12 protein-coding genes are annotated in these 14,262 nt (G+C 43.2%); 2 read left to right on the plus strand and 10 right to left on the minus strand.

What is annotated here, in order from left to right; translation table 11 throughout:
• Nucleotides 1-186 precede the first annotated feature (186 nt).
• The 3 genes from BLV50_RS08265 to BLV50_RS08275 form a co-directional block, all read right to left on the minus strand.
• Complete coding sequence (locus BLV50_RS08265) at nt 187-1,251, minus strand: Gfo/Idh/MocA family protein (protein WP_064637404.1); 1,065 nt, start codon at nt 1,249-1,251, stop codon at nt 187-189.
• Nucleotides 1,252-1,408: 157 nt separating this feature from the next.
• On the minus strand, nt 1,409-2,299 hold the full coding sequence (locus BLV50_RS08270; RefSeq protein ID WP_063562684.1) for an AraC family transcriptional regulator: 891 nt from the start codon (nt 2,297-2,299) through the stop codon (nt 1,409-1,411).
• A gap of 276 nt (nt 2,300-2,575) precedes the next feature.
• Nucleotides 2,576-3,256 carry a TetR/AcrR family transcriptional regulator gene (locus BLV50_RS08275; protein WP_090806932.1) on the minus strand — a complete coding sequence of 227 codons (681 nt, stop codon included), beginning with the start codon at nt 3,254-3,256 and terminating at the stop codon, nt 2,576-2,578.
• A 169-nt stretch (nt 3,257-3,425) separates the two neighbouring features.
• On the opposite strand from BLV50_RS08275, the gene BLV50_RS08280 reads away from it, so the two are divergent.
• Complete coding sequence (locus BLV50_RS08280) at nt 3,426-4,778, plus strand: MATE family efflux transporter (RefSeq protein WP_090806934.1); 1,353 nt, start codon at nt 3,426-3,428, stop codon at nt 4,776-4,778.
• Between the two features lie 97 nt (nt 4,779-4,875).
• Here the strand turns inward: BLV50_RS08280 and BLV50_RS08285 are convergent, their stop codons facing one another.
• From BLV50_RS08285 to BLV50_RS08315, 7 genes are all read right to left on the minus strand, one after another.
• Nucleotides 4,876-5,514: a sugar O-acetyltransferase gene (locus tag BLV50_RS08285; protein WP_079693835.1), complete on the minus strand. Its 639-nt coding sequence runs from the start codon at nt 5,512-5,514 to the stop codon at nt 4,876-4,878.
• Between the two features lie 196 nt (nt 5,515-5,710).
• Nucleotides 5,711-5,932 (minus strand): DUF896 domain-containing protein, encoded by a 222-nt coding sequence (locus BLV50_RS08290; protein ID WP_076289250.1) that lies wholly within the window; start codon nt 5,930-5,932, stop codon nt 5,711-5,713.
• 66 nt (nt 5,933-5,998) lie between these two features.
• The gene (locus BLV50_RS08295; protein WP_090806936.1) at nt 5,999-6,949 is read right to left on the minus strand and encodes an LLM class oxidoreductase; all 951 of its coding nucleotides are present in this window, start codon (nt 6,947-6,949) and stop codon (nt 5,999-6,001) included.
• A 170-nt stretch (nt 6,950-7,119) separates the two neighbouring features.
• On the minus strand, nt 7,120-8,754 hold the full coding sequence (locus tag BLV50_RS08300) for a type 2 periplasmic-binding domain-containing protein (protein WP_090806938.1): 1,635 nt from the start codon (nt 8,752-8,754) through the stop codon (nt 7,120-7,122).
• Between the two features lie 76 nt (nt 8,755-8,830).
• Nucleotides 8,831-9,727: a carbohydrate ABC transporter permease gene (locus BLV50_RS08305; protein ID WP_090806940.1), complete on the minus strand. Its 897-nt coding sequence runs from the start codon at nt 9,725-9,727 to the stop codon at nt 8,831-8,833.
• A 1-nt stretch (nt 9,728) separates the two neighbouring features.
• Complete coding sequence (locus BLV50_RS08310; RefSeq protein WP_063562694.1) at nt 9,729-10,622, minus strand: ABC transporter permease; 894 nt, start codon at nt 10,620-10,622, stop codon at nt 9,729-9,731.
• 109 nt (nt 10,623-10,731) lie between these two features.
• Nucleotides 10,732-13,197 carry a beta-mannosidase gene (locus BLV50_RS08315; protein ID WP_090806941.1) on the minus strand — a complete coding sequence of 822 codons (2,466 nt, stop codon included), beginning with the start codon at nt 13,195-13,197 and terminating at the stop codon, nt 10,732-10,734.
• A gap of 127 nt (nt 13,198-13,324) precedes the next feature.
• Between BLV50_RS08315 and BLV50_RS08320 the strand changes: the two genes are divergently transcribed.
• Nucleotides 13,325-14,185, plus strand: a complete 861-nt coding sequence (locus BLV50_RS08320; protein WP_177031140.1) for an AraC family transcriptional regulator — start codon at nt 13,325-13,327, stop codon at nt 14,183-14,185.
• Nucleotides 14,186-14,262 lie beyond the last annotated feature (77 nt).

Here is a 14,262-nt window from a genome sequence, read left to right on the forward strand (position 1 = left end):
AATAAAATAATAAAAAGCCGCTAAAATAGCGACTTTGACGATTAAAATCCAATTGGGATTCATCATATAGCGAGCCTTTTGGCCACAATTAAACTTACGGAAATTTAGACAGACAAAAAGCCGTCATTATGACGGCTTACACGATTTAACGCATCTATGGTAGTTACAGCAATAACAGAAAGTGTGTTAAATACTTCTATGGATCACACTTTTGGTCTCTGCTGCCTCAAAAATAGTCTCAATCAGTACAAGTACTCTGTGAACTTCATCATTCTTAATTGCAATTTCAGATTTCCCTTCGAGTACAGAGACGAAATTTTCATAGAAGCTTTGCTCCTCCAAATCCGGCTTTTCAATCGCAAACTTTAGTGTGGACTGTTCGGACGGCGGTGCCATCGTTTTGGTCAATCCCTGCCCCGCTTTGATAGGTTTCGGTTCTATATGAGCAACATCCGGATTTCGAGTGATAATCTCTCCACTTAAATCCCAGTCCCTAATCACTGCTGTACCTTCCGTTCCTTTGAGATACCATCTCGGTAACTTCACATAATTGGTCGTTCCCACTTCAATAAGTGCCGTAAGGCCATCTTTAAATGTTATATAACTCGTAAAGCCATCATCCACTTCGGTTCCCAAAATATAACTTAAATTAGCCGCCACACTTTCAATTTGGCTATCTGTAATCCGTAGCAGTTGGTCCAGCAAATGCACGCCCCAATCCAGCAGCATACCTCCACCGTAATCCTTCAGCTGGCGCCAGTCGCCAGGAATGCCATTGGCTCCTTGAACCCGAGATTCCAAATGGAACAGCTCGCCCAATGTCTTTTTATCGATGATGTCCTTGGCAGTCCGGAAATCTTCATCCCAGCGACGATTTTGATGAACCGTGAATACACGTTTCTCCTCGTTCGCTACCTTGACAATATCATTAAAATCCTTGCTGGTTATTGTAACCGGTTTTTCGCAAATTACATGTTTACCAGCCTGCAGAGCTTGAATTGCTATATCTTTGTGAACATCATTAGGTGTAGCAATCAAAACGATATCCACCAGCTCATCTGTCAGAACAGCATCCAGACTTGCGTATGTTTTATAGCCGGCTTCCTTTCCCAATTCCATCCGATATTCAACAGTATCGTATACCCCGATTACGGAAATCTGTGATACAGGCTCAATTAACTGGCAATGATAGCTGCCCATCCCCCCAAAGCCAACAATTGCTATATTATAAATTCGGTTATTCATCTTCATCGTCCTTTCCCTTTTTGAATATGCCTACATGTTAGATTTCTCACAGCAAACTTTATGTAAAAAAGATGAGTGGCTGCGACCTTGATTTATGCAAGATGTATAGCACCTCAACTTGTTTAATACCCTTATCATACAAGTCTCATAAAAGACTATCTTCCTATTTTCTTGCTGTTTTATTCCCGGATATTGTCATGCGATACTTTAAAGGCGATGTCCCCGTCGCTTCCTTGAAGAAGTGATGAAATGTCTTAACGCTATTGAATCCGGCTTGCTCTGCTATTTCGGTAATCGAATAGTTTTCATTCAGCAAAATCCATTTCGCTTTATTAAGTCGATATTCATTTAGAAAAGTTACAAAGGTCATTCCTGTATTTTTCTTAAAAAACTTAGTGAAATAATAAGGGCTGAACCCTATATAGTCGGCAACGTCTTTTAGTATGATTGATTCCTGGTAATGGCTTTCTACATATTCAAAAATCCGTTCCAGCTTTAATAGCATTTCTTTGGTCGGAGTCAGGATATTTTCCGAGATTTGGGGTCGATGTTTCTCACTCCCCCTTGGTACTTCTCTTAGAATAAAAGTCAACATTTCATAAAGTTTGGCCTTGATCATATATGCATAGCCCTCTTTGCGCTCGTAATCTTCTGTGCTTATGTTTTGCAGAAGAGGAAGAAGCTTGGTTGCCGTTTCATGAGGCCAGTTTCTGCTGGATTGCTCTATTTGAGTAAAAATGTCACGAAGCGACCGATCATCGTAAATTAGTGTGGATACGTCTTGGAACAGGCTCAGATCAAATTGAATAACAATTCGCTCACTATCAGGGGATGACAAAAAAAAGTGGACGTCACCGCCATTAATGAATTGGACTTCCCCCTGCTTCAGACGGATTACCTTGTCATTCAACCCCAAATCCAGGCTTCCCTGGGTAACATAAATAATTTCAATTTCCTTATGCCAGTGAGGATAACAGAGCACATCCCCTTTGTGAATAAAGCTTCGAAATGGGAGTCTTTTGTCGAGTTCCGGGATCTCTAGATATAAACTCATGTACGCTAGCAGTCCTCCTTATATGTGTTGCATTCAATAATATATCTTGTAATCGTTTTCATAAAAACTTCCTGTGCAAATTCCTTCTGTTCATTCTCTGTAGATCCTAATAATAATTCAAAAGGATATGTTTATAAATGTTTTTCTCATAAGAATTGTTGCTGAGTAGCCCTGCGTCATCAAGTCGATTTTGAAGGAAACGGTGCAATATAAGATTAACAATAAGCCTTATCAAAAACCGCACATCCGATATCCTGATGTACGGTTTTTTGCATTCTAATTTTCTTGTTCCTTTATCACCTGCTCAATTCCCGACAAAATCAGCTTCAAGCCGAACTCAAACGCTCCGTCGCTCCCCATCATCTCAAACAACCCGCCCTTGTGCATTCGCCGGAACAGTCCTGCTTCCGTCTCGCTCATGGAGTCCAGTAGCTGGATCATCTCCCCGCCCGGAAGCTCTCCCTGGTTCTTAATCATTACGGAGACCGTGCGCTGGTGCTCATAATTATCCAGAACAAAGAAGAAAACATAGTTCACAAGCGTAAGAACGGCTTGCAATTTCTGCTCTTGCTCAAGTGGCGTAGATTCCATACAGAGCAGCATACGGTTGGTGAAGCGAATCATGTCCGGCTCATGGGGCAGCGTCTGCATCATAAGCTGCGTGGAGCAGGGATACCGGCGGAGTACACTCCGTATCGATATCGCAAGGCCCTCCATTTGCACCTTCCAGTCCCCGTCGGATTGGAATTCATTCAGGATCATTTTCGATATCTGGTTGGCCAAATGCTGGTAGAGATGCTGCTTGCTCTTAAAGTACCAGTACAGAGAAGGAGCCTGAATACCCAGCCGATCGGCCAATCGCCTCATACTGAATTTCTCAATGCCTTCATCCCCAAGAAGCTCCCAAGAAGCTTCCAAAATCTTATCCTCCGAAATCTGAGGCTGTTGTTTTTTCATCCATATCCGCCCTTTTATCTAACAGTGTAAGATTATGCTTTACAGGTTCATAAGTTCATGATAACATCTAACACTGTAAGGCACAAACTAACACTGTTAGATTGAATTGGAATATCGTTCGAATTTCAAATCATTTCAAAAAATAAATGAAGAAAGTAGTGACTCACACATGGATGCAGAAAACCTCCATTATTTTGAAAAAGCACCGATTGCAAAAGCCGTAGCTCACTTCGCTGTACCGATGATGTTAGGCACGTCGATGAGTGTCATCTACTCTATCCTGAACGCCTATTTCCTTGGTACATTAGGCAATACTGCCATGTTAACCGCACTCGCCCTAACCTTACCGTTATTCGCGGTGATTATGGCGCTCGGCAACTTGATTGGTATGGGTAGCGGTACATTTATCTCCCGTTTGTTAGGAGAAAAAAGATATGATGACCTAAAACATGTTTCCTCATTCGCCTTTTACAGCAGTTTAGTTCTTGGTCTTATCGTAATAGCCATCGGCCTCCCGCTGATCGATCCAATCGTTCATAGCTTGGGAGCAACGGCTGAATCCTTCGGATTCACAAAAGACTATGTCACGATTATGCTTATCGGTTCACCATTCGTCATATTATTCTTCACGCTGGAGAACATCGTGCGCTCGGAGGGTGCGGCAATCACTTCCATGATCGGTATGATTCTTAGCGTGGTTGTAAATATTATTCTTGATGCGATTGTCATCTTCATCTTCCATTGGGGTGTAATCGGCGTTGCTTCTGCAACGGTCATTTCTAACTTGGTTGCCAGTGTTTTTTACGCATACCATATGGGATATAAAAGCCAATTTTTGACTGTCTCCGTAAAATGGTTTAAGGCTTCCAAGGAAATTATGAGTAATGTGTTCAAAATCGGAGTTCCCGTCTTTATCATGAGTATCTTCTTGGGTGCAATGTCGCTCATTTTGAACCATTTTCTTGTCGAATATGGAGATCAGGCCATAGCGGGGTACGGAATTTCATCACGTTTGTTGCAATTTCCTGAGTTTATTCTGATGGGCTTATGCGAGGGAGTTGTGCCGTTGATTGCCTTCTCTTTTACAGCAAATAAATTACGCATGAAGCATACCATTGGATTTACGATCAAAACGATTGTTGCGTTAGCTGTTGTGTTCGGCGTTGTCGTCTATTTGATTTCCGATCACTTAATTGGTTTATTTACGAATGACCCGCAATTAATTGAAATGGGTAGCTACATTCTACATGTGACGTTCCTATCCTTGTTCATTACAGGAATGACCTCGTTGTTTGTGGGGATCTTCCAAGCAACAGCGCAAGGAACCGCCGCGTTTGTTATGTCAGTCATTCAAGGAATTACTTTGATTCCTGTACTCTATATCGCCAACCGATTTAATGGCTTCCATGGGGTGGTATGGTCACTCGTCATTGCGGATCTCGTCGCGTTCCTTGTCGGAGCCATCATGCTGTATATTCTGCGCAACAAATTGCAGCCAGATTTAGAGAATCTAGTACATTAGAAAACAGTTAATAAGCTTTCCACCTAATCAACGAAATACTAATCAAAATAAGAAAACCGTTCCTCTTGTCTAGGAACGGTTTTCTTTTTTATGTGTTTTATTCAATTACGCTGCAATCAGCCAGAACTTCCGGTTTATAACGCATGCTGTCCGATTCTGTGATGGGACGAATCACTCTGCAAGGTACACCCGCAGCAAAAGAGCCTTCAGGGATATCTTGGGTCACTACGCTTCCAGCACCAATGACGCATCCGTCGCCAATGGTAACACCGCCGCATACGGTGACGTTAGCCGAAATCCAAACATCATTTCCGATGGTGACAGGTTTAGCATAACAGAGCGACTTAGGTTCCCCGTTTTGGTCCAGCATTTGTCGACGTTCTGAAGCAATGAATGGGTGAACCGGTGTAACAATGGTCACATTAGGTCCAAAGCTGACGTGATCACCAATGGTAACCTTAGCATCATCCTGGACGGTCAGATTGTAGTTCGCAAAAAAGTGGTTACCGATTTCTGTGTGAACGCCATAATGAAAGAAAATGGGGCCTTGTATAAAACAACGCTCTCCTTTTCGACCCAGAATCTGCATTAGTAATGATTCGCGTTCCTCCGTTTGATCCTCAAAAGTACGACTGTATTGACTACTAAGATTGTGAGAGCGAAGCTTAATAGCCTTAAGGTCAGCATGGCCGGGACTAAATAAGATCCCATTAAAAATTCGTTCTTCTTCAGTCATGTTATCAACTCCTGTTATAAATACTTTTGATACATGAATCAACCTAACACTTTATACAATACCTTTATAATGAATATTTATAAAGTGTATAAAAAGCATCCTACGAAATCAACTACAAAACAAGTGTATTTATCCACACCATTTCTGTCAATGAATACTCGGAGGCTTTTCGTTCTTCCCAAAAAGTTTATTTTCCCTACAAACTGATTCCCTTTTCATTTCGTACTTTGTCCGGTGTTACATCATTTCCATCTGGATCAAGTATGGTAAGCACTGAAAAAGTGTTTAGAACTTGCCCACGAATTTCCCGTAAATAGTCTTCTCTTAATACTTGTTGTTCAACTCGTTCCGCATTGGTCAAACCTTCTTCACGCTCTTTTTTCGCCAATTCATTAATGCGACCTAAATGTTTAATCATCCTTTTCCTCTCCTTCTTTACAATTAATCTTACTGGTAGTCTAGCACCGAAATGCATACATTGCACCTATTTATTAGATAACGCCGGGAAATATGGAACCACTTCCTCCCCTAATTCTTGAATCACCTCGTCAACCGGACGTGTTCCATATTTCAAGTTGAATGCAAGATGATTCACACCGATTCCTTTTAAAGCATTGAGGTATTCAATTAAAAATTTATATCCGCTCCTAAACCCTAAGTGAATAGGAGTTGGATCTTCATCTGGATTTTCTGATAAATCGATATATAAAGACTGATTAAAAGGCTTAAATTCATCCGTTAATGTACGCCATTGTTGAATAAGTGATGCTTGATCAATGATATTTCGTGGGTAATACAGCCAGCCATCACTGTGTTTTGCTATCCATTCCGGTGTCTGTGAAGAATGGCCTGTTACTAAAATAGGAATATCCTTTAATTCCGGTTTGGGTAACAAATCGCCACCCTGAAGGTTAAGGCTTGGTGAATGAATTACCGGGAAATCTTCATTCCAGACTTTTCTCATGACATGCAAAGATTCTTGAAATAATTCACCACGTTTTTCTCGGTCCACTGAAAACGCTGAAAACTCACTAGGTCGATCCCCTGTAGCAACGCCCAGCACAAGACGTTTTCCGGAAATTCGATCAACAGAAGCTGCTGCTTTTGCTACATGCAACGGATGGCGTAGTGTGGTGATCATACTTCCGGTACCCAATGAAATCTTTTTCGTATGAGCTGCTAAGAATCCAAGAAAAACCCATGGATCATATATTTGTCCCACATCCCCAAAGCTTGGAACATTTAAAGGAACATCTCTAACGAATAAGGAAGCAAAGCGCGCTTGTTCTGCCTTTTTCGCCAATTGCATTTGTTGCTCTAACTGCATCTCCGGGATACTACCCTTATAAGACTCTATTGGAAAATATATCCCGAGCGTAAGTTGGTCTTCTTTAAACATGTTTGTATAGCCAAGATGTGATTCAAATTTATTCATTTCCTGACCTCCGCATAAATATCCAATATTCAGTCACAAAGGCAATGATAAACCATATAACCTTCAGAAAATAGTACGCACAATTTTGTTCTATAGGATAAAATTTGTGATATTGTATACTTTTTTATACCAAACGGGAACTGTCACGTTCGACAGTCCCCGTCTCCTAATTACTGCTTGCCTTGAAGCTCCTCATGCCACTCCTGTTTGAGCTCACTCCAATGTGCTCGTTTTTCCAGTGCAGCCTGAAAATCACTCCAAGCCTGTTCAAATTGTGAGTCATCCTTAGCCATAATCAGCTTGGCTTTATACTCTTTTCGCACATTATCAAGTTCAGGCAAATATTTCTCCCATAAGCCACCCGGTTTGGCCTTCACCATATCGTAGTTTTCAGCAACCCGGGTCCCACCCATTTTGCCAATCTTTTCGGTGAATTCGATCGTTTTGAATCTCCCTTTCGGATCAGTAACCCCATAATTCCACCATGGGTACCAGTCATTACTATAGGAAGATGCCGCATAAAGCTCTGGCGTCGTGCTTGCCTTCTTCGCTTGATCTCCAGAGTCATGCAACGCTTTATATTTCTCGTCCGTGTACACCCATTTTCCTAATGGTTTATCCACCCAATCCCAGAACACTCCTGGCGGACCTTCGTTCACAACCTGCTGCTGTTCGGGCTTGGACTGTAGTGTGTAATCGAAGAAAGCAAGAATGGAATCGAGATTTTTAGTATTTTTATTGATAAATACGTCATTGGCAGGATAAGGATTGATAATCTGATTAGCGCCAATCTCACTCACGCCATCCACTTTCGGATAGGGAATGACATCATAGTACCATGCCGGATCGGTTGGTCCATCGAGAACCTCCCATAACTGGGCGTCCATATTAAAGAACCCACCTGCATTCATGGCTACACGTCCAGATTTGTTTTTCTCTTTGTAACGCTCCTTCTTGTCTGTAATCGCTTCGTGATCCAGAAGCCCTTCCCTGAACATGTGGTTCATCCATTGGTAAGCCGCTTTATAATGTGGATTGTCATAGATAAACTGAAAGTCATTACCTTGCTTCTCTACTGGAATGACGCCACCCGCTGTGCTGACCGTAACGCCAAATGTACTTAGGATGACATTTTCATCGCTTGCGTCAGAGAGAAAACTAAGGGGAATCAACGGTTTCCCGTTTTCATCTTTCTGTTTAGCCGACAATCTCAAATACTTCTCTATACCGTCCAACGATTTCAGATCATCCATCGTCATGCCGGTTTTCTCCAGTACATCTGTACGGACAAACCAGCCGTAGGAAGCCCAACCGGGCCAAGGATCATCGGGATTTTGATCAAACCATGTCGGAATGGAATAGATATGTCCGTCCGAAGCTTTCATCTGATCCAGATAGATTTTCGGAATGGAGGCCAATCCAGGATATTTATCCGGCATATCGAAGTATTGCTCCAGCGGAAGAACGCTGCCCGAACGCGTCATCGCAGTGGTCACGACATCACTACGTGAGAACAGAGCTGCATCATCAAAACCACCAGTATTCAATTTCAGGTTCAGCTCTGTCATTACATCGCCCTGCGTAGCCTCCAGCCGAACGTCTATGCCCGGCTCCTTTTCTTTCCAATACATTTGGACCATACTTTGGTTATTAATTGTTGCATTCCATCCCAGCCATAGCTTAAAGGAATTTGCAGAACTGCTGCCACTCTCCGTACTACTGCTTGAGCATGCCGTTATCCCAAACATCAGTAGAGCCAAGGATAATAGCGCCAGCTTTCTTCCCTTTTGTTGACGTAAACTCATCACATGCGTCCCCCTTGGTTATTTTGAAATTGTATAGGATTAGAAAACCCATTCTGTTGCTTCATTTTTCATTGGGTTATCCTTTTACTGAGCCGATAAGCACACCTTTTACAAAATACTTTTGCAGGAATGGGTACACACACAAGATCGGAAGCGCGCTTACCATGACTGTCGCCATTTTGATGGACATGAGTGTAACGTTAGAGAGCATGGTGCCCCGGGCAAGCGCTTCCTGATTATTGTTGGATCCGAGGACAGTCGAGATATCCTGGGCAGACAGCAGTTGTTGCAAAAACGTTTGAACCGGAATCAGATTCTGATCTGAAACATAAAATGCGCCAGAAAACCAGTCGTTCCAGTGCCCCACTGCAGTAAAAAGGCCAATCGCTGCAAGCATGGGTTTCGAAAGCGGCATAATAATAATGAAGAGAATGCGGACAGGATTGGCGCCATCAATCTCAGCCGATTCGATCAGTGCTTCCGGAATCCCCTGGATGAATTTCATCATCACAAACATATTCCACGCCGAGAATGCGGACGGAATGATATACACCCAGAATGAGTTTAATAATGACAAGTGATTAAGCTGGATATACAAAGGGATTAATCCGCCACTAAACAGCATCGTAATCAGCACGTATCCCAGGAGGGATTTCCTGAAAGGAAGCTGCCGATAGGACAAGCCATAAGCCGCCAGTAGTGTGATGAGTAAGCCGACAAAAGTGCCTACGATCGTTCGGGATATCGTAATTAAGTAAGCATGTTGAATAACCGAATTCCCAAGCACAACCTCATAATTGTACAAAGTAAACTCCCTAGGCCACAGATAGACACCGCCTTTTGCCGCATCGCTGCCAACGTTTAAGGAAACGGCAAGCATATACGTGAATGGATAGATTACCGAGATACAGAGAAGTGCCAATAGAAACACAATAATTGTCTGACCCACCCGTTCCCTCATAGAAGTTCTCATATTACCAAAGCCCCTCTCCGTTGAACTTTCGCGCCATCTGATTGGTGCATAGTACCAACACCAGACTGATGACCGAAGAAAGGAGACCCACTGCAGTGGCCATTCCAAAATAACCTTGCTGCAAGCCATTGCGTAAAATATATGTGTCTAGCACGTCCGCGACTGGCTGATTGGCCGGATTCATCAGAGGATAGATTTGATCCATGCCTACTGCAATCAGTCCAGGCATACTGAGAATCAACACGATGGAGATGGTCGGCATTATACCCGGCAGGGTAATGTTGCGAATTTGTGCGAGCCGTCCTGCTCCTTCCACCCTAGCTGCTTCATAGAGCTGCGGGTCAATCGTTGTAATTGCCGCCAGATACAAGATCGTATTCCAGCCTACCTCCTTCCATAGACCACTCACTACGATCATGGGCCGGAACCACTCCGTGGATCCCAAGAAAAAGACTGAATCTCCCCCGAGCTTCTCTATCAACTGATTGACCAATCCGCCGTCCAACGTCAGCAGGGATTGCAGAATGTAAGCCACCACGATCCACGAAAAGAAATGCGGAAGATAACTTACGGATTGGACAAACCGCTTGTATTTGTTGTTTTTCACCTCATTGATGAGCAATGCCAAAATAATAGGAGCTGGAAATCCGAACACAAACTTGAGAATCGCGATGTAAATTGTATTCTTCACCACAATCCAGAACTGTTCATCTTGCAAGAATGAGAAGTTTTCCAAACCAACCCATGCACTACTCCACATCGTGCTGCCGATGTGAAAATCCTTGAATGCCACCTGGATGCCCACCATCGGAATGTAGCTGAAGAGAAGCAGTAGGATTGCACCAGGTAGAATCATTACATATTGCCAACGGTATTTTGCCAGTCGTTCAATCATTTAACCACCTCTGCCATCAGTATAGAGATCAATTGAAAGCGGTAACATATAATAACGATCGGATATCTATCGATTGGATTGGCAATATCAGAAAAGGCGAAGTAACAACTTACAAATCAAATACACTGCGTACGATTAGCTGTGATTGCAGTTCTTCAAGGGATGCCGGTTTGTTGAGATCATCTTTCTTCAGAGAAATGGTCTTTCTTTCACCAGCTGACAAGTCAAAATAATTGTTACTGAAAATACCGTCTATTTCACTGAAATCCAGCTCCACAAACCGTGCAAAAGCTTTCGAATCAACCGTTATAACAAAATGATCCTCTTCTTCTGTCATCGTGGTCTCAATCGCAGGATCAATAAAACCAAAATGTTTTGGCTTCACAAATAACACTGTACCTTCGCTGACAACTTCACCATCCACCACAAAGGAAAACTGTAAATACGTATTCCGTTTCTTAGCAGTTGTATCGAGCATCTCAGTGAAATCAAGCTGTTCGAATAATGAGGTTGATAACGCTTTCAAATCAATTACTTTTGAAGAAGCTACGATTTCATTGGATTGCGAATCCATGAGACTCCATTTCAATTCTCCTTTTACAGCACTCCTACTCTCATTCGACACGTGAATTTCTACCTTCGAACCATCTTCCCGAGCCGATACAAGAACAGGTGCGAAAAAGCGTTTGGCTGCATAATGCAGTGCTTTCCAGCGACCAAAGTAATCGATACTGGACCAGGAAGCAACAGGCCAGCAATCATTCAATTGCCAGTACAGTGCACCCATACAGCGTCCACGATGTCTGCGCCAATGCTCTACCCCACATGAGATACCTTCAGCCTGAATGAGCTGTGAAGCGTATAACAGGGAATTGAAATCTTTTGGCAAGCGATACGTCTCCCCGATGTAATACAGAATTTTCTCATTGCCCGTACCATTCTTCTGATGAGATTCCATGACCGGTGAGAAGATATTGCGGTCTTCCGGCAACGTAAACGTCTCTATGGTCTTGTGATTCGGGAAGGATTGCAATCCGAATTCGGACATGTAGCGCGGGAACAATGTGCGGAATTCGGTAAAAGGTTTCTTGCCATGCCAAACATCCCAGTAATGCATGTCTCCGTAATTTTCATCGTTTGGATTGTCGAAGCTGCCTTTGGATGAAGGTGAAGCTAACCAATAGAACGTGTTCGGATCATATTCCTTCGCAATAGCCGGAAGTAATACCTCGTATTGCTTAATATAGTCTGCTTGTAACTGTAAGGATGTTTTCTTCGCCCAGTCCCATTCGACCCAAGCCATCTCCTGCTCATTGTTTCCACACCAGATTCCTAATGAAGCATGATGACGCAAGCGTTTCATGTTATCGATGGTCTCTTTTGTAATCGATTGCTTGAATTCCTCAGTCAGTTCATATACACCGCAGGCATACATCAAGTCCTGCCATACAATCAAGCCGTATTCGTCGCACAAATCATAGAAGTAATTCTCTGGATAATGTCCGCCACCCCATACACGAATTGTATTGAAATGGGCTTGCGCACAGCTCTTGATCAATCGTTCTGTCCGATCTGGGTTACAGCGCGGCAAGATGTTATCTTCCGGAATATAGTCAGCACCCATCGAGAAAAAAGATACACCGTTCACTTCGAATTCGAAGGACTCACCCCATTGATCCTGCTCTTGCTTCACAGTTAATGTTCTCAGTCCAATGCGCTTATCATCACGATCCAACTCCACGCCTTGTTCCATAAGCGCAACGCTCAGCTGATACAATGGCTGTTTGCCCAGACCATTCGGCCACCATAACTCGGGATGGTCCACTTCAATCCAGATATGATGATCCCCATCATTCACGACAGACGTGCATCCTTTCAATGTCTCCCCGGAAGGTGTATCTAATGTGACCATGATCTCCCGCTCTTCTTGGACCCAACTAGATGCCCTTACGCGAACATCTAAGGTTACCTTACCTTCGCTATGCATCTGTGTAATGTAGACATCTTCCAAACGGGCATGATCATAGCCTTGAATGGAGATATTCCGCCAGATTCCCAAATCAGGTAATTGTGGACCCCAGTCCCAACCGAACATGGAGTGTGCTTTACGCAAATGGGAGATTCCTTCTACTGCATCACTGCAGTTAATCAACGGGCGCTCGGCTTGTTTACGCAGTACATACTCCACAGGGGAACGAAGAATAATGTGTATGGTATTTTCACCTTGTTTGATAAAGGAGGTAATATCGATTTCATAAGTACTATGCATATTACTTACATTCGCGATATTCATTCCATTCAGAAACAATTCGCCAATCGTATCCAACCCTTCACATAACAGGATGATCCGGTCATGCTTGAGATCCGCTTCGCTTACTTCAAAAGAGTGTTTGTATTCATAATCATAATTGCACAGTTCAAGTGCCACCCGCTCTTGCTCGCGGTAGTAAGGGTCTTCCATTTGTCCAGCTTGTAGCAAATCATTAAAGACCGAACCTGGAACCGTAGCCGGAAGCCATTCGGCATGATCCACTCTCTTCATTTGCCACCTGCCATTGAGATCGATAAGCAACATTTGTGATACCTCCTGATGTCTTTGTAATCTATTTCATTCTATCAAGAGGCCTCCATACTTTCTTATGTTGTGTTCACGGAATTCGTGTGCTATTTTGACATTAACAATAATTGGAGAGGTTAGAGCCATGATCAAATACACAGCGTCTACTCACATCCATCACGACCTGCTCGTAGATCCGTTCTGGGTCGATTCCTTATCGAAAGTATCACCCGAGCATACCCATGACTTTTACGAGTTCTTCATTCTAAGTGAAGGGCAGTGCCAACATATCGTCAATGGAACAACCCAGCATTTAAGGCCGGGCTGCCTTGTCTTTATTCGACCGCATGATATTCACCGTTATGAGCCGGAAGGCACTCAGGACTGCCGTTTTCTGAATAGCCCGTGTCGATCCGCAGTAATAGATGAAGCTTTGGCCTACTTGAATGAACAGAAGTATGCGCAAGGACTCTTGCAGGCTCCCGTTCCCCAGATTGCCATGTTATCTCAGTTAGAAATGACAGAGATGGTTCGAAGCTTTGAACGGATTATGATGCTCTCCACAGTGGATAAGAAGAAGGCTCGCGTATACGCAAAAGGGCTGATTATTCAGATTTTTACGCAGCATTTCTTTGAGTTGGATACCATTGAACAACCCATTCTCCCGCTGTGGCTTGAGCATGCGATCTCCAAAATGCAGCTGAAAGAAAACATGATTCGTGGTCTTCAAGCGCTCTATGAATTGTCAGGTCGAAGCGTTGGTCATGTGAACCGTGCCTTTCGTCAATATCTGAATCAGACACCAACAGAGTATATTAATCAGCTTCGGCTGAATGTAGCCAAAAACTTGCTGCTCACGACTGAGCTTCGCGTGCTTGAGATTGCACTGGAAGCGGGATTTGAGAACGTCAGCCACTTCTACCATCAGTTCAAAAAATACTATAATCAAGCTCCGCTAGATTTCCGTAAAAACGCGACAATGAATAAGGAATCGCTGCTGACATAAGGATCCAAAGCATCCATATGGTGATATCTGCAGCATGCCATCATATCCGTACCCAAAACACAAAAAAGCTCTCCCTA

The sequence above is a fragment of the Paenibacillus sp. 276b genome, from assembly GCF_900107875.1.
In the GTDB taxonomy this organism is placed as follows: domain Bacteria; phylum Bacillota; class Bacilli; order Paenibacillales; family Paenibacillaceae; genus Paenibacillus; species Paenibacillus marchantiae.